Raw genomic sequence first — 15,171 nt, forward strand, 5'->3', positions numbered from 1 at the left:
ATGCTCCTTATGCGCAAGGGCGCAGGTAGGACTGCGCGGCGTTAAACAGCAACTGAGCGCGAGTGAGTGCCGGCAGCGCGCCGCGTTCGCCGCTTAGCGGAACCTCGATAGAAACCGGCAGCGTCGCCGGAAGCGCCGCCATCAGTCCATGCAGATCGAGCCCGCCTTCGCCGGGCACCTTACGCGCGGCGCGGGCCTGGTAAATCAGCTCCTGTTCATCTGCTGGGATCTGCGGCGAGGCATCGCAAAGCTGCATATAGTTGAGGCAGTTTTTCGGCAGCGCGGCGAGCGTAGACAGCGACTCGCCTGAGCGCCAGAAATGAATCGCGTCGATCAAAATACCGATATCCTGGCGGCCGCTGGCGGCGATAAGCGCCTGGGCTTTGGCGATGGTGCGCAGCTGTGTCCAGGGCATGGGCTCCAGGTTCATGGTTAAACCATACTCCTGGCCAGCTTCGGCAAGCCGGGCCAGATTTTCCGCGCTGCGAGCGCGGTTGTCATCATTTCCGGCGACTAAAACCTGTCTGGCGCCCAGACGCGCGGCGGTATGGAGAAAGAGCTGCAAACGAGCGTCCAGCGAAAAATCTGGCGTCAGGCGGACTATCTCAACGTCCGAGACGCGAATACCGGTTTCTATCAGCGCTGCCAGGGTATCGCGGACAGCGGCAGTATCGCCCAGCATGCCATAGTCAGGGTCGGTCGCCGTGGCGGGAAGCAGGCGCAGGCCGACGTGAGTAAATCCGGTTTGGGCCGCGATCCGCACCTGTTGCGGTGGCGGGACGTCGAGTAGGGTAAGCGCGGCGAGTGACAGGGTTCGCATGTTCATAAAGGACTCCAGTACAGTTGCAGGTGATTGTTGTTATGCGTATTGCCGTCCCTGGTAAAATGCTTTACTGCGTTGCTTTATTAATGTTTTCTGCCAGTTTTTTACCGACCATGTAGCCAAAGGTCATGGCCGGACCAAGCGTGATACCGCCGCTGGGATAGAATCCCCGCATCACGCTCGACATATCGTTGCCGATGGCGTAAAGGCCCTGAATCGGCTGCTGCTGCGCGTTGAGAACCCGCGCATTCTCATCGGTAATTAAACCGCTGAAGGAGCCCAGCGAACCGGGCAGAATGCGTACCGCATAAAAAGGCGCGCGGCTGAGTTTCCCAAGCGTAGGGTGAGGGGAACGGCTGGCGTCCCCCTGCGCGCGGTTGTATGCCGACGCGCCGCGCTGATAATCCTTATCCTCTCCCTGGTCTACAAAACCGTTAAAACGGGCGATCGTTTCCGCCAGCTGCTGCGAATCGATAGCGCATGCTTTCGCCAGCGCTTCCAGCGTCTCGCCGACGTACAGATAGCCGGTGCGTCGCCAGGACTCCGGGGCAAAAGGAAAAGGGCGGGCATGGCCTAACCCATAGCGCCGAAGCGCACGGCTATCGCCAATCAGCCACGCCTGTGGCGCTTCGCCAGGCGGCGTGGCCTCCAGCAGCGCGGCGATAAAATCGTGGTAGGAATCAGCCTCATTGGTAAAGCGTTTACCGTTGGGCAGTACGGCAATAAAGCCGGGCTTGGCGCGTTCAACCAGATGTGGGAAGACCAGCTGCAGACCGCTGGCCTGCGTCACGCGCGAAACGGGCGCCCAGGCCATCGCATGCCTGAGCGTGGTATCAAACTGGCCGCCGACCGTTTCGCCAAGGCGGATGCCCTCCCCCTGATTACCCGGAGGCGCGGCGGAGAAGTGGCCATAGCCGCTGGCGGCGTGCGGCACGTTTTCGGCCAGGCGCTGTCTGTCGTGAGGAAAGCCGCCGCAGGCGAGGATCACCGCACCGGCCCGAACCTCTATCCGGCCGTCGTCGCTGCGTAATATCGCGCCCTTTACTCCGTTTCCGGATGCGAGCAGCCGTTCAACCGGCGCATTAAGCTGAAAAGTCACTCCTGCATCCAGCGCCGAGCGCAGCAGCCGGGCAACCAAAGCGTTGCCGTTAACCAGATGCTGTCCGCGTCCGGCGCGCAGTCGCTGCCAGCCGTGGCGCAGCAGGCGACGGCTGGCATACAGCGCCGATCGCGGCGAGCGAGTGGCGTTGAAAAAGTGTGCCATATCCGTGCCGCCGGCAATGCCCATCCCCGCGAGGCTGATAGTCTCCAGAGGCGGGCGCAGGCGATGCAGCCAGTCGCCGAGCAGCCGCCCATCGAAAGGCTGCGCCGTGACCGAGCGCCCTCCGGCGGCCGATCCCGGCGAATGATGAAAATCGGGCATTTTGCTGCCGGAAAGAAACTGCACGGCAGTATGGCGGCGGAAAAAGTCAATCATCTCCGGTCCGTGCCGTAAGTAGGCAAGCAGGCGCGCATCGGCCGGTTCACCGTTCATTTCATGCTGCAAATAAACCAGCGGTGCGTTGGGCTCTTCCTTAATCCCCTCTTCACGCGCCAGCGGATTATGCGGGATCCACAGCCAGCCGCCGGACCAGGCGCTGGTGCCGCCAATCACCGACTCTTTCTCCGCAACCAGCACGCTGGCGCCGCCAATGGCGGCAGTGACGGCGGCGGAGAGCCCCGCCGCGCCGGAGCCGACCACCAGAACATCCACGTTCATCTGCCCGCTCATAACCGACTCCTTATTGCAGCGGTGAAAAATCAGTAGGGCGCAGAAGAACCGACTCCAGGCGCTCAACGGCGGCCAGTTCGCGGTTCTTGCGTGAAAACGTCAGCCAGCGTTCGTCCTGCGCCATGCGCGCCCGACGCACCAGGCGATCGTCCAGGCTTTCATAGGCCCAGATATGCACCACTTGATTAACCACCCCAATTTCAGTAAAGAAAAAGCCGATGAGTTTGCCGAGATGTTCGGTTTGTACGGCGTAAGCATCGCTTTTATATAACGCCAGCCAGTCGGCCATTTTCAGCGGATTAATGGTGTAGGTACGTTTTTCATAGATCATAATTTTCTCCTGTTGAGAGTGCGTGTTGTTGCGCCATATGGCTGGCTGAGAGATAGCCGAAGGTGAGCGCCGGGCCGAGAGTAATGCCTGGACCGGGATAGGTGCCTGCCATAATCGAATCCATATCGTTACCGACGGCATAGAGCCCTTTAATGGGGCGCCCCTGCTGGTTAATGACCTGAGCATTGGCGGTAGTGACCAGGCCGCGCGAGGTGCCGAGATCGCCGGTATAGAGGGTAATGGCGTAAAACGGCGGGCTGGTCAGCGGAGCGTTACAGGCGTTTGGCCGATGGCCGGGATCGCCCATCGCGCGGTTATAGCTGTTGCCGCCTTTGGCGAACTCCGGGTCGTGGCCCTGGGCGGCATCGCGGTTATAGCGTGCCACCGTTTCTGCCAACGTCTGCGGGTCCAGCCCGAGCTGTTGCGCCAGTTCCGCCAGCGTTTCGGCCTGGTGCAGATAGCCCGCCTTCACCAGCGCGTCGTTATTCACCGGAGCAGGGCGCGCAAGGCCCAGGCCATAGCGCTTCATGGCCAGAGCATCACAAATCAGGAAGCAGGGGGCGTTTTCTGCCCGGCTTTGCATGGCGCTGGCGAAATGGTGATAAGAATTTGATTCATTCACGAAGCGAACCGCTCGCTGGTTAACGGCAATGACGCCGGGTTTCGCGCGGTCGGTGACCAGGTGAGGGAAGCGCTCTTGCGTGCCGTCGGGACGCCGTAAAACCGAGACCGGCGCCCAGAAAAAGTTAGACGGCAGATCGGCGCCTTCGCGGGCATTGACCGCGGCGGCAAGGCGCAGCGCGGCGCCGTCGTTGGCGGCGGGCGACATGGTGTAGTGCTCGCGAGTAGCAGGGCGATAGCGTTCAGCCAGTTTGCCTGCGGCAAAACCTCCCGCCGCCAGCACCACGCCGCAGCGGGCTTTGAGGAGCTGTGGCTGCCCATCGTTCTCGATTTCCACGCCGGTTATTTCGCCATTGCGTTCGCTTAGCGAAAGCACATTCACGTTGAGCCTGAGCTGCATTCCTTTGCGAAAGGCGAGCGTCGCCATGCGCGCTATCAGCGCGTTACCCATCGCCAGCCGTGTTCCTCGAGGGTATTTGAGCCGATCGCGGCCGTAGCGCAGCAGCAGCTTGCCGCAGTGGGTGATAGAGCGCAGGGAGCGGCGCAGATCGAGAAAGTGCTGGATATCGACCCGATTAACCATCATTCCGCCAAATAGCAGCATCCCCGGCGGAGGAGAACGGAGATCGCGGAAATATTCGCCTAGCTTGCGCCCGTCAAACTCCACCACCTCCAGCGCCCGGCCGACGTCGACGGCACCGGGTTCATCCGGGTAATAATCCGGAGAAAGCGGACGCAGGCTATATTTCACCGCCCCCTCTTTTTCAAGAAACGCCAGCGCCTCGCGTCCCGAAGAGATAAAAGCTTCGATCAGATCCTGACGATAGTTGGGCTCGCCGATGATGGTCCGCAGATAGGTTTTGATTGCCTGCTGACTATCGTCTGTAGTCATTGTTCGCGCCTGATCGCTATCGTGGATCCATACCGCGCCGCCGGAAATGGCGGAGGTGCCGCCAAACTGCGGTGCTTTTTCCAGCATCAGCACCGACAGTCCTTTACAGCAGGCGGTCACCGCCGCGGCAAAGCCTGCTGCGCCGCTGCCGATAACGATGACATCCCAGCTTTTCATGCTGCCGCTCCTTGTTCCTGCGGAATGGCGCCAATGAACTGCCCCATGAGTTTCATCTGCGCCAGCGCCATCTCCGGCCCGGTCTGGATAGTGCAGCCGCGATCGCGGGCGAAGGCCAGAAGCGGGGTGACGATCGGCGCGGTTACCACGTCAGCGACATGCGTTGCTGCGGGAAGGGTTTCCAGCAGCGCCTGCGGCAGCGGTAAAGAAGCGAAACCGGTCATTCCCGCCGGAGAGCCATTCACCACTAAATCCAGACCAGTAAGGGTAGCGGGCAGGTCGCTGAGCTGAACGTGGGGAAAATGGGCTGCCAGTCGGTTATGCAGTTGCTGAAGGGTAGCGGGATTCTGGTCATGCAGGGCCAGCTGAAGGATGCCCGCTTCGCATAATCCCCAGGCAATTGCGCTGCCGACGCCGCCGCAGCCGGAGAGCAGCGCCTTTTTACCCGCGGCATTAAATCCATGCGCCTCTGCGGCAAGCTGGAAGCCGACGCCATCCAGCATATCGCCTTGCAAACGGCCATCGGCCAGCTTACGGATGACATTGACGGCATTCAGGTGTCGGGCTCGCGGCGTTAACTCATCAACCAGGGCAGCGGCACGCTGTTTATGCGGAACGGTAACCAGCACGCCGCTCATGTTGTGCCAGCCGCGTAGCGTATTGAGATAATCAGCAACGGCATGCGGAGCGATATCCACCGGGATCATGACACTATCCATCTGTCGTTCGGCAAAGTAGCGGTTGAAGTTCTCCGGCGATTTAACCTGGGTAATCGGGTGGCCGATAACGGCGACGACCTGAGTGAATCCACTGACCATTTCCAACCTCATTTTGTTAAATGAATGTTGTGAAAGTATTTCAGCGGAAGCTGAGAGCGACAACGCAGAATTCGGCCATACTGGTTGTTAATCGCACCACCACTGCGATAATCGCGCTAAACTGATCATATTGTTGCGAAAGTGTGAACAGCTATGCAAAACCAGATTCATTCCCGCGATCTAATCGTCGGCCTGCAAAAGGGGCTGGCGCTGATCCAGCTATTTTCGAAAGAGTTTCCGCGTCTCACGGTGCCGCAGGCGGCGAAAATGAGCGGTCTGACGCCTAGCGCCGCACGCCGTTTTTTCCTCACGCTGCTGCATGAGCGCTATCTGCAGACCGACGGACGTCACTACTGGCTGACGCCCAAAGCGTTAAGGCTGGGGCAGGCGTATGTGGATTCGGCGCAGTTTCCGCGGATGGTGCGACCGATCGTGGAGTACATCGCCAGCCGAACGGAAGAGCATGCTTCGGTAGGTGTGATTGATGACGATGAGCTGGTTTATATTGCCCGCAGCAAGCATACGCCGTTTAACTCGACTTCAGTGCGTCTGGGAGAAAGGGTGCCGATTTACTGTACCGCCGGAGGGCGGCTCTGGCTGGCTTCGCTGGCGGAAGATGAATGTGAAACCGTTTTGCAGCGGATCCGCCGCGAACAGCGCACGCCCTATACGGTAACGGACGTAGCGGCTTTAATGGAAAAGATCGCTCAGGTGCGTCGGCAGGGCTATGCCGCGATTGAGCAGGAGTTTGAAATTGGCATGCTGGTGCTGGCGGTGCCGCTGTCCGACAGGGAAGGGCTCTACTGGGGGGCGCTGAGCTTAACCAGCCATCAGTCGAGAACCTCGCTGGAGGCGCTGTGTCGCGATCATCTGGATTTACTCTATAGCGCCCAGGCGATGCTGGTGGGCTAACCCGCGTCGCAGTGCGGAGTAGAAATGGGCAGGCTGATAGCCTGCCCGCATAATTACGCTTTCGCGACGTCGATAAAGCTGTTCCAGTCGGAACCTGCGTTGTTAACGAAGGTTGACCAGCTGTTAGAGGCCGTATTAACGAAGCCATTCCAGTTATCCAGACCTGCGGAGACAAAAGCGTTCCAGTCCACTTGACCGCTGAGGAATTTGCCAAACTGTACCGTGCTATCGATCACGAAGTTAGCGAAGGCTGCGCCGGAGGTCGCGACAAAAGAGCTGAAACCAACTCCCGAGTTGACCACGAAATTGGTAAAGCTCGTGGCAGCATCGACGAGGTTGAAACCACCGGAAACGCATTCCATTTCGCAAATATTTAATTCTTTCATTTTTTATTCCCTTATTGGACATATTGTAAATTGCGAGCTACTTGCTCGAGCGAAAGGCTAACACCATGGGAAAGAGAGAAACCAGATGCCAGGCTGAGGGATATGCTTATTTTTCTATCAATTTTTAATGAATCTAATACATATGATGTACATCATTCACCTGTTAGAAAATGAAGCGAATAGCCAGTTTCTTTAAATAATGTGAATTAGAAGGAAGGGTAGATAAAAAAACAGCCCCCGATCTTACGAACGGAGGCTGTAGAACGATAGCTGACCTGCGAGTTATCTCGCCATTGCCAGCAGGCTATGTGAATCCGGCACCATAAAGTCAACGGACATCATCACCGACAGCGCGGTAATGGCGACAATCGAAAAGACGAACAGCTTACGCGCCCAGACTTTATCATCCGCCACTTTATAGCCGCGCAGCGCCATACCGAGCCACCAGACGCTCACGGCCGCAGCGACAACCAGATATTTATATCCGGCGTAGCCGCCCAGAGAGAGCATCAGCGTAGCCACGGTGAAGGCGATGATGTAAACGGTAATATGATTTTTGGCGACTGAAATGCCTTTCACCACCGGCAGAACCGGAATATTTGCTGCCTGATAATCCTTAAAGCGGAAGATCGCGATAGCGTAGGAGTGGGGCATCTGCCACAGGCTGAAAATCGCCAGCAGAATCGCGGCACCGCTGTCAAAATCACCGGTAACCGCACAGTAGCCAATCACCGGCGGCGCAGCGCCGGAGAGAGAACCAATCAACGTGCCGTAGACGGAGTGGCGCTTCATGTACAGGCTGTAAACGCCGACATAAACGACGAACCCCATCACCCCCAGCCAGCAGGCCAGAGGATTAGCGCCAAACCACAGGAGCATGAAGCCAGCAATACCCAGCACGGTGGCGTATACCAGCGAAGCTTCTGGCGAGATCAGCCCTTTGACCAGCACCCGGTTTTTCGTCCGTTCCATCTTACGATCGATATCACGGTCGATATAGTTGTTGAAAACACAACCCGAGGCGACCACCAGGGATACTCCGAGGAGCGTCCAGAGAAATAGCGGATAGTCGATGTGGCCTTTGGAGGCCAGCAGGAAACCGCCAATCACGGAGATCAGGTTGCCAAAAATGATGCCTGGTTTCGTTACTTGCAGGTATTGCTTAAACATACTCGCCGCTCTTAGTGCATCATCATGTTGTAGTTCAGGTTCCACATAATCCAGATGGAGCCAACGACTACGATAGCAATGATGATTACGGTGAAGATAAATGCGGTCAGGTTCCAACCTTCGTCCGATTTACTGTTCATATGCAGGAAGTACACGAGGTGTACCACAATCTGCACAACTGCAGTAACCAGGATGGTTCCCAGAATTGCCGCATGCGATGCGGAGCCACTCATCACCATTGCAAACGGGATAACCGTCAGAATGATCGACAGAATAAATCCTGTCATGTAGCTCTTCACGCTGCCGTGAGAAGCGCCGCTATGATCGGTAGAATGACTCATTACATCGCCCCCATCAGATAAACAACAGAGAACACGCAGATCCACACGACGTCCAGGAAGTGCCAGAACAGGCTCAGGCACATAATACGGGTGCGGTTAGTGCTGGTCAGCCCACGACGGGAAACCTGAACCATCAGCACCGCCATCCAGATCAGACCTGAAGTCACGTGCAGACCGTGGGTGCCGACCAGCGCGAAGAACGCTGACAGGAAGCCGCTGCGATCCGGACCCATACCTTCAACAATCAGATGATGGAATTCATAGAGCTCCATCGCGATGAATCCTGCCCCGAAGAGGAAGGTCAGCGCGAGCCAGGAAACGACCTGGCTCTTGTTGTTTTTGTACATGGCGATAGCCGCCATGCCGTAGGTGATGGAGCTGAACAGCAGCAGCGCGGTTTCAACCAGAACGAACGGCAGTTCAAAAATATCTTTACCGGTCGGACCGCCCGCCGTGCCGTTCACCAGAACGGCATAGGTAGCGAACAGAGTGGCGAAGATAATGCAGTCGCTCATCAGGTAGATCCAGAAACCGAATACCTTCATCGGTCCTGTATCATGGTGCCCGTGTTCGTGCGCGTGGGCGTTATGCGCAAGAGTATCAGTTGCCATTTTTCAGCCCTGCTTTGTTAATCTCATCGAAATGCTGATTTTCCAGTTTTTCGACTACTGCAACCGGCACGTAGTAATCCACGTCCTCGTCAAAGCTCTTAATGATCCAGGTCGCCAGGATGCCGACGAAGCTTACAATCGCCAGCCACCAGATATGCCAGATCATTGCGAAACCAAACAACGTTGCGAAAGCTGCAATGACAATGCCCGCGCCGCTGTTTTTCGGCATATGAATCTCTTCATAGCCAGCCGGTTTCTTATACGCTTCGCCTTTTTCTTTCATTTCCCAGAACGCGTCACGCTCGTGAACGACAGGAACAATAGCGAAGTTGTAGAACGGCGGAGGAGAAGAGGTTGCCCACTCCAGCGTACGGCCGCCCCATGGGTCACCGGTGAGGTCGCGGTTCTGCTCGCGATCGCGGATAGACACGTAGAACTGAATCAGCTGGCAGAGGATACCGCAGGCGATCAGCGCCGCACCGCAGGCTGCAACAACCAGCATCGGATGGAACTGCGGGTCAATCTGCTGGCTCAGGCGACGGGTCATACCCATGAAGCCCAGCACGTACAGCGGCATAAACGCCACGAAGAAACCGATGATCCAGAACCAGAAAGCGCGTTTGCCCCAGGTTTCGTTCAGCGTGAAGCCAAAGGCTTTCGGCCACCAGTAGGTCAGACCTGCGAAGCAACCGAACACCACGCCACCGATGATGACGTTATGGAAGTGCGCGATCAGGAACAGGCTGTTGTGCAGCACGAAGTCTGCGCCCGGTACCGCCAGCAGAACGCCGGTCATACCGCCTACGGAGAAGGTCACGATAAAGCCAATCGTCCACAGCATTGCTGAGTTGAAGACGATGCGGCCCTGGTACATGGTGAACAGCCAGTTGAAGATCTTAACCCCGGTCGGGATAGCGATGATCATGGTCGTAATACCGAAGAAGGCGTTTACGTTCGCGCCCGCACCCATAGTAAAGAAGTGGTGCAGCCAAACGATGAACGACAGAACGGTAATACATACTGTTGCCCATACCAGCGAGGTGTAGCCAAACAGACGCTTACGCGAGAAGGTTGCGGCGATTTCGGAGAAGACCCCGAATACTGGCAGAACCAGAATGTACACTTCCGGGTGACCCCAGGCCCAAATCAGGTTGATGTACATCATCATGTTGCCACCCATATCGTTGGTAAAGAAATGGGTGCCCAGGTAGCGGTCCAGGGTCAGCAGCGCGACGGTGACGGTCAGAATTGGGAAAGAGGCGATAATCAGGATGTTGGCGCACAGAGATGCCCAGCTAAATACCGGCATCTTGAACATGGTCATGCCAGGGGCACGCATCTTGATAATCGTAACAAAGAAGTTAATACCGGTTAACGTTGTACCAATACCGGATAGCTGGAGAGCCCAGATCCAGTAATCGACCCCGACGCCTGGACTGTACTCGATTCCCGATAGCGGCGGATAGGCCAGCCAACCGGTCTGCGCGAATTCACCGACGCCCAGAGAAAGGTTAACCAGAATCACGCCCACAACGGTGAACCAGAAGCTCAGGTTGTTAAGGAATGGGAAGGCAACGTCGCGCGCACCGAGCTGAAGCGGAACCACCAGGTTCATCAGACCGATAACAAACGGCATCGCTACGAAGAAGATCATGATAACGCCGTGGGCGGTAAAGATCTGATCGTAGTGATGAGGCGGCAGGAAGCCTGCTTCCCCGGCTGAGGCCAGCACCTGCTGGCTACGCATCATAACGGCGTCAGCAAAGCCACGCAGCAACATGACGATTGCTACGATAACGTACATGATACCGAGACGTTTGTGGTCAACCGAAGTCAGCCACTCGTTCCAAAGGTAGGACCACTTACCGAAGTAAGTGATGGCAGCCAGAAGCGCCAGCCCCCCAATGATAATTGCAGCCACCGTAACCACAATAATGGGTTCATGGTAGGGCACTGCATCCAGTGTAAGTTTTCCGAACATCGTTTTCTTCCTCGGCCCCTTAGTGAGCGGTTTCCGCGTGGCTCATGTCCATGCCTTCCATTCCTTCGTGCGCTGCATGCTCGCCCTCGGGTTGGGTCATATCCATGCTCTTACCGTGAGACATAAATTTGTTCACCACATCTTTAAACAAATCAGGTTTCACGTTAGAGAAGTATTCCACTTTGTTGTATTCGCTAGGCGCAGCCAGTTTGTCGAACGTTTCCATGGAGTCCATAGCGTTCGCAGACTGTTTGGCTTTCGCTACCCACTGATCGAAGGTTGCACGATCCGGCGTGGCGATAGCTTTGAACTTCATTCCTGAGAAGCCCGGGCCGCTATAGCTGGCGGAGATACCGTCGTAAGTACCAGGTTCGTTCGCGATGAGGTGCAGCTGAGTCTGCATCCCGGCCATTGCGTAAATCTGGCTACCTAAACGTGGGATAAAGAACGAGTTCATCACGGAGTTGGAGGTCACTTTGAAGTGTACCGGTACGTTCGCCGGGAAGGCGATTTCGTTGACGGTAGCAATGCCTTGTTCCGGATAGATGAAGAACCATTTCCAGTCCATCGAAACGACTTCGATGGTGATAGGTTTTTCATCGTGAGCAAGCGGTTTGCTCGGCTCTAATGCGTGAGTTGTTTTCCAGGTCAGAACGGCCAGGAACAGGATGATCAGAATAGGAACCGTCCAGACCACAGCTTCAACTTTGTTGGAGTGTGACCAGTTCGGGCTATACTTCGCATCTTTATTGCTCGCACGATACTTCCAGGCAAATCCTACTGCCATCAAGACGGCTGGAATAACGACGATCATCATCAGGCCAAAGGCCGTCAGAATCAGAGAGCGTTGCTCCAGTCCAATCTGTCCTTTTGGGTCGAGGAGTGCAGAATCACAACCACTGAGTAATACAGTGCCTGCGATTAATGACATCCATCCCAAACTTTTATTGTATTTCCTAAGTCTCATTGAACGACCTCAATTCCACGGAATCTGGTGGCGCTTAAAGTGTACGGGCATTTTACGGGAAGGTTGCATTACTGTAAACATAGTTGGAGCTGTGTCTGTTCTATGTTAGCGGCTTCTGCTTGCCTTGTCACATATGTTACGGAGTGTGACATTATAGCTTGCAAACCTTGATTTACGCGGGATTGATAACGAAAGGGATAAGAACGAAAGGGTTTATAAGAGAATGAGCATAACCACCTGCAAAACAACACAAATAATTAACAATTAATTATCAAATTAAAGACATCATAAAAGCCGAAAATAAAACCAGCTGAGCTGAATCGGTTAAATTATTTATAGATTCGCATAAAAATTGTCAATAATTTCCAGAAATCTAAAACGCACAAAACAACAAATCAGGTACATTGAATATAAAATCGTTAATAAGACGTTATAATTACGTTTAGTAATTACAACGTCCATTTACGTTCTTGCGCTGATTTAAATCAACTCGGTTTTGCGCAATGCGAGGTAGTCAAGGAACGCGCCGAGCAAAATACCCGCAACGGCGGTAAGAACGGCAACCTCAAGCAGGCCCGCGAGGAAGGAAAAGGTGGTGTAATCCAGCGCGTTGAGGACCAGCAGCAGTAGCCATATCGCCAGTATCAGGCAGCCAATCGCCAGAATAACTAATGCCAGCCCGTAGGCCTGAGGAAAAAGCGTGCGCGGCATAAAGCTCTCCGAACGTTGAGTATGTTCAAGCGTACGACGACAAATTAACAGCAGCAAAATCCCCGGAACCGCAGCAACAACGGAAAAGAGATAGAAAGCAGGCCATCCGTGAGCTTCGACAAACCAGCCGGCGATAGGCCCCACATATACGCGCCCAACGGCGGAGAGCGCTGAGAGCAAAGCGAACTGGGTGGCTGAAAATGACTTATTGCACAGCGTCATCAGCAGCGCAACGAATGCCGCCGTGCCCATTCCGCCGCACAGGTTTTCGAAAAACACCGCCGTCGCCATGGAGAAAAGGTGTTTATCGGTAATTGAGAGCAGCCAATACCCGGCGTTGGATACCCCCTGCAGCAGGCCGAAAATCAGCAGCGCGCGGAAAAGCGTCAGGCGCTGCATAAGCACGCCGCCATAAAGCGCACCGACAATCGTGGCGAACAGGCCGAGCGTTTTATTGACCATGCCCACTTCGCCCGCATCAAAACCGACGCCGCGAATCAGGAAGGTGGTGGTCAGACTCATGGCAAACGCGTCGCCAAGCTTATAAAGGACGATAAGCAAGAGAATAAGCCAGGCATTATTGCGGCCGAAGAAGTCGCGCAGCGGTGCGGCGACGGCCTGCTCCAGCGTCTTCGGCACCGGAATGACGTCGCTGGGTTCCGGGGCCAGCAGAGTAGCAATAATGCAGGGGATTAGCAGTGCGGCCATCAGCCAGTACATTCCCTGCCATCCCAGCCAGCGATCGGCCAGCCATAGCGCCAGCCCGCCGGAAACCAGCATCCCCAGACGATAGCCCAGCACGCTGATTGCCGCCCCGGTGCCTCGCTCTTCAGCGGCCAGCACGTCGGTCTTCCACGCGTCAAACACGATATCCTGCGAGGCGGAGCAAAAGGCGATAACGACCGCCAGCGCCGCCATCCAGCGTAGTTGCGTGGAAGGTTCAAGGAATCCCATCGCCGCAATGGCAATAAGTAGCAGGATCTGGGTCGCCAGCAGCCAGCCGCGTCGACGACCAAGAAACGGCGGCGTATAGCGGTCCATTACCGGCGACCAGAGGAATTTAAAGACGTAGGCCTGCCCGACGAGCGAGAAAAAACCGATGGTTTTGAGATCGATGTTTTCAACGGTCATCCACGCCTGTAGCGTGCCGGAGGTCAGGGCTAGCGGTAATCCAGAGGCGAAACCGAGAATCAGCAGGATAGCTGATTTTGGCTGCGTGAAAATGCGTAAATAATGATTGGACATAGCATATCGTGCAGACCCGACGCGAGGCCGGGTCTGCAACTCAAATTAACGCGCGTTTTGCTTGATGAAATCGTGAATGCTGGTGTCCTGCGCCATGTCGGCGATGGTATCGGTCATGACGCTGTTTACCGCATCGGCGATATTTTTGTTCGAGGCCTGGAAGGCGCCTTCAACAGAGTAGCTGGCACGGTAGTTTTTCGTCATCTTATTGCCGTTGGCGGCGGTCGCGATAATCGCAATATCCGCTTTGGTCGCAATGTTGTAGCGTACGTTGCCTTGAGAAACGTCGGCGTACAGTTTGTTGACGATGATTTGCAGGTCAACCGCGCCGTTTGGACCAATCATGTAGCCACGCGAGGTCATCTGCTTCTCAAGCACTTCCTGCAGCAAGAAACGCAGATCGCGGGAGGCGGTTAGCGTAACCTGCTGATTATCACGGGTGACTTTCGCCAGCGCCTGATCCGGACGCTGATCGGCGCCGTTAATGCTGACGGTCACGCCCATCAGGCTCGGATCCTGCTGCGGCAGCGTGATTTTCGGCGATACCTCAATAGTGGTCGGCGGAGTGGCGCATCCGGCCAGCATAAACAGCGCGACCAAAGGAAAGAGAATTTTCTTAAACATGTTCAGGGTCTCAACGCATGGTGGAGTGGTAATGAGGAAAATTCCCGCCATCATAACATCGCCAACGGCAAGGGGAAGTGGCAACGCATGTAAATTCATCGTCTTGTGCGTTTTCTGGCCTTGCCATATCGGTTATCGCCATCCGGACGGGGCTTCAGCGAGACAGAATCAGTAAACCTGATACTTTTGCCGCAAAATATCAGAGGAATGCTAATTTTTTGTTGTTTTCGCCCAATGGAAGCGGTAAAAGCGGCTAACATTTAAAGGGAATGGCGGCAATACAGCGTTGTCGGAGGAGAAAATTCATGATGATACGTGAACAGATCGAAGCAAAACTTAGGGCAGCGTTCGACCCGGTGTATCTTGAAGTCGTGGATGAAAGCTATCGCCACAACGTTCCTGCGGGCTCTGAAAGTCATTTTAAAGTGGTGTTGGTAAGCGATCGCTTCCTTGGCGAGCGTTTTCTTAATCGTCACCGTATGATTTACGGAACGTTGACTGAGGAACTATCAAGCACCGTGCACGCTCTGGCGTTGCATACCTACACAATCAAAGAGTGGGAAGGGCTACAGGATACCGTCTTTGCTTCTCCTCCTTGTCGCGGAGCTGGAAGTATCGCGTAGAAATCACATTTGCAACCGCTGGAGCTTTTCCAGTATGTTGCGTGGAGATTTATGAGAAAACGGCCTGCGGGCCGTTTTGTTTTGCCTGAAAATTGTGCGATGCGCGCATTTTGGCAGGCAAATTTGCTCGGGAAATGTGAAAAAAGCCGCAGCAGTGGGCGACAACC

The 15,171-nt window shown here is 55.3% G+C and carries 15 protein-coding genes; 2 read left to right on the forward strand and 13 right to left on the reverse strand.

The window, feature by feature from the left end; genetic code table 11:
* Positions 1–7: 7 nt before the first annotated feature.
* From KO1_RS04770 to KO1_RS04790, 5 genes are all read right to left on the reverse strand, one after another.
* On the reverse strand, positions 8–826 hold the full coding sequence (locus tag KO1_RS04770; RefSeq protein ID WP_064406849.1) for a sugar phosphate isomerase/epimerase family protein: 819 nt from the start codon (positions 824–826) through the stop codon (positions 8–10).
* Positions 827–890: 64 nt separating this feature from the next.
* Positions 891–2,594, reverse strand: a complete 1,704-nt coding sequence (locus KO1_RS04775; RefSeq protein ID WP_017146500.1) for an FAD-dependent oxidoreductase — start codon at positions 2,592–2,594, stop codon at positions 891–893.
* A 10-nt stretch (positions 2,595–2,604) separates the two neighbouring features.
* The gene (locus tag KO1_RS04780) at positions 2,605–2,925 is read right to left on the reverse strand and encodes an NIPSNAP family protein (protein ID WP_004099512.1); all 321 of its coding nucleotides are present in this window, start codon (positions 2,923–2,925) and stop codon (positions 2,605–2,607) included.
* Positions 2,915–4,615: an FAD-dependent oxidoreductase gene (locus KO1_RS04785; protein WP_024273843.1), complete on the reverse strand. Its 1,701-nt coding sequence runs from the start codon at positions 4,613–4,615 to the stop codon at positions 2,915–2,917. The genes KO1_RS04780 and KO1_RS04785 overlap by 11 nt, the downstream gene beginning before the upstream one ends.
* A complete protein-coding gene (locus KO1_RS04790; RefSeq protein WP_017146498.1) occupies positions 4,612–5,433 on the reverse strand; it encodes a shikimate dehydrogenase family protein in 822 nt (273 codons plus the stop codon). Before KO1_RS04790 ends, KO1_RS04785 begins: the two co-directional genes overlap by 4 nt.
* A 153-nt stretch (positions 5,434–5,586) precedes the next feature.
* Between KO1_RS04790 and KO1_RS04795 the strand changes: the two genes are divergently transcribed.
* Complete coding sequence (locus KO1_RS04795; protein ID WP_004099518.1) at positions 5,587–6,345, forward strand: IclR family transcriptional regulator domain-containing protein; 759 nt, start codon at positions 5,587–5,589, stop codon at positions 6,343–6,345.
* A 53-nt stretch (positions 6,346–6,398) separates the two neighbouring features.
* On the opposite strand, the gene KO1_RS04800 is transcribed toward KO1_RS04795, so the two are convergent.
* The 8 genes from KO1_RS04800 to KO1_RS04835 all read right to left on the reverse strand — a co-directional run bounded on the left by KO1_RS04800 (position 6,399) and on the right by KO1_RS04835 (position 14,381).
* Complete coding sequence (locus KO1_RS04800; protein WP_004099519.1) at positions 6,399–6,731, reverse strand: hypothetical protein; 333 nt, start codon at positions 6,729–6,731, stop codon at positions 6,399–6,401.
* Positions 6,732–7,013: 282 nt separating this feature from the next.
* Complete coding sequence (gene cyoE, locus KO1_RS04805) at positions 7,014–7,901, reverse strand: heme o synthase (protein WP_004099521.1); 888 nt, start codon at positions 7,899–7,901, stop codon at positions 7,014–7,016.
* An 11-nt stretch (positions 7,902–7,912) separates the two neighbouring features.
* A complete protein-coding gene (locus KO1_RS04810) occupies positions 7,913–8,242 on the reverse strand; it encodes a cytochrome o ubiquinol oxidase subunit IV (RefSeq protein ID WP_004099523.1) in 330 nt (109 codons plus the stop codon).
* Positions 8,242–8,853 (reverse strand): cytochrome o ubiquinol oxidase subunit III, encoded by a 612-nt coding sequence (locus tag KO1_RS04815; protein WP_004099525.1) that lies wholly within the window; start codon positions 8,851–8,853, stop codon positions 8,242–8,244. Before KO1_RS04815 ends, KO1_RS04810 begins: the two co-directional genes overlap by 1 nt.
* Positions 8,843–10,834, reverse strand: a complete 1,992-nt coding sequence (gene cyoB / locus KO1_RS04820) for a cytochrome o ubiquinol oxidase subunit I (protein ID WP_024273844.1) — start codon at positions 10,832–10,834, stop codon at positions 8,843–8,845. Before cyoB ends, KO1_RS04815 begins: the two co-directional genes overlap by 11 nt.
* A 19-nt stretch (positions 10,835–10,853) precedes the next feature.
* Complete coding sequence (cyoA, locus tag KO1_RS04825) at positions 10,854–11,801, reverse strand: cytochrome o ubiquinol oxidase subunit II (RefSeq protein ID WP_004099529.1); 948 nt, start codon at positions 11,799–11,801, stop codon at positions 10,854–10,856.
* Positions 11,802–12,281: 480 nt separating this feature from the next.
* Positions 12,282–13,757: a muropeptide MFS transporter AmpG gene (gene ampG, locus KO1_RS04830; protein WP_004111020.1), complete on the reverse strand. Its 1,476-nt coding sequence runs from the start codon at positions 13,755–13,757 to the stop codon at positions 12,282–12,284.
* Positions 13,758–13,802: 45 nt separating this feature from the next.
* Entirely contained in the window at positions 13,803–14,381 is a 579-nt protein-coding gene (locus KO1_RS04835) for a lipoprotein (RefSeq protein ID WP_004111021.1), read from the reverse strand.
* A 305-nt stretch (positions 14,382–14,686) separates the two neighbouring features.
* Between KO1_RS04835 and bolA the strand changes: the two genes are divergently transcribed.
* A complete protein-coding gene (gene bolA, locus KO1_RS04840) occupies positions 14,687–15,004 on the forward strand; it encodes a transcriptional regulator BolA (protein WP_004133447.1) in 318 nt (105 codons plus the stop codon).
* The last annotated feature ends 167 nt before the right edge of the window (positions 15,005–15,171 follow it).

It is taken from the genome of Klebsiella oxytoca NBRC 105695, assembly GCF_001598695.1.
Classification (GTDB): domain Bacteria; phylum Pseudomonadota; class Gammaproteobacteria; order Enterobacterales; family Enterobacteriaceae; genus Klebsiella; species Klebsiella oxytoca.

Excerpts from the sequence above, each read along its gene's own strand:
- KO1_RS04835 (WP_004111021.1), bottom strand. The coding sequence starts at position 14,381 with ATGTTTAAGAAAATTCTCTTTCCTTTGGTCGCGCTGTTTATGCTGGCC.
- KO1_RS04780 (WP_004099512.1), bottom strand. The coding sequence starts at position 2,925 with ATGATCTATGAAAAACGTACCTACACCATTAATCCGCTGAAAATGGCC.
- KO1_RS04810 (WP_004099523.1), bottom strand. The coding sequence starts at position 8,242 with ATGAGTCATTCTACCGATCATAGCGGCGCTTCTCACGGCAGCGTGAAG.
- KO1_RS04815 (WP_004099525.1), bottom strand. The coding sequence starts at position 8,853 with ATGGCAACTGATACTCTTGCGCATAACGCCCACGCGCACGAACACGGG.
- KO1_RS04770 (WP_064406849.1), bottom strand. The coding sequence starts at position 826 with ATGAACATGCGAACCCTGTCACTCGCCGCGCTTACCCTACTCGACGTC.
- cyoA (WP_004099529.1), bottom strand. The coding sequence starts at position 11,801 with ATGAGACTTAGGAAATACAATAAAAGTTTGGGATGGATGTCATTAATC.
- ampG (WP_004111020.1), bottom strand. The coding sequence starts at position 13,757 with ATGTCCAATCATTATTTACGCATTTTCACGCAGCCAAAATCAGCTATC.
- KO1_RS04790 (WP_017146498.1), bottom strand. The coding sequence starts at position 5,433 with ATGGTCAGTGGATTCACTCAGGTCGTCGCCGTTATCGGCCACCCGATT.
- cyoE (WP_004099521.1), bottom strand. The coding sequence starts at position 7,901 with ATGTTTAAGCAATACCTGCAAGTAACGAAACCAGGCATCATTTTTGGC.
- KO1_RS04775 (WP_017146500.1), bottom strand. The coding sequence starts at position 2,594 with ATGAGCGGGCAGATGAACGTGGATGTTCTGGTGGTCGGCTCCGGCGCG.
- KO1_RS04785 (WP_024273843.1), bottom strand. The coding sequence starts at position 4,615 with ATGAAAAGCTGGGATGTCATCGTTATCGGCAGCGGCGCAGCAGGCTTT.
- KO1_RS04800 (WP_004099519.1), bottom strand. The coding sequence starts at position 6,731 with ATGAAAGAATTAAATATTTGCGAAATGGAATGCGTTTCCGGTGGTTTC.
- KO1_RS04795 (WP_004099518.1), top strand. The coding sequence starts at position 5,587 with ATGCAAAACCAGATTCATTCCCGCGATCTAATCGTCGGCCTGCAAAAG.
- bolA (WP_004133447.1), top strand. The coding sequence starts at position 14,687 with ATGATGATACGTGAACAGATCGAAGCAAAACTTAGGGCAGCGTTCGAC.
- cyoB (WP_024273844.1), bottom strand. The coding sequence starts at position 10,834 with ATGTTCGGAAAACTTACACTGGATGCAGTGCCCTACCATGAACCCATT.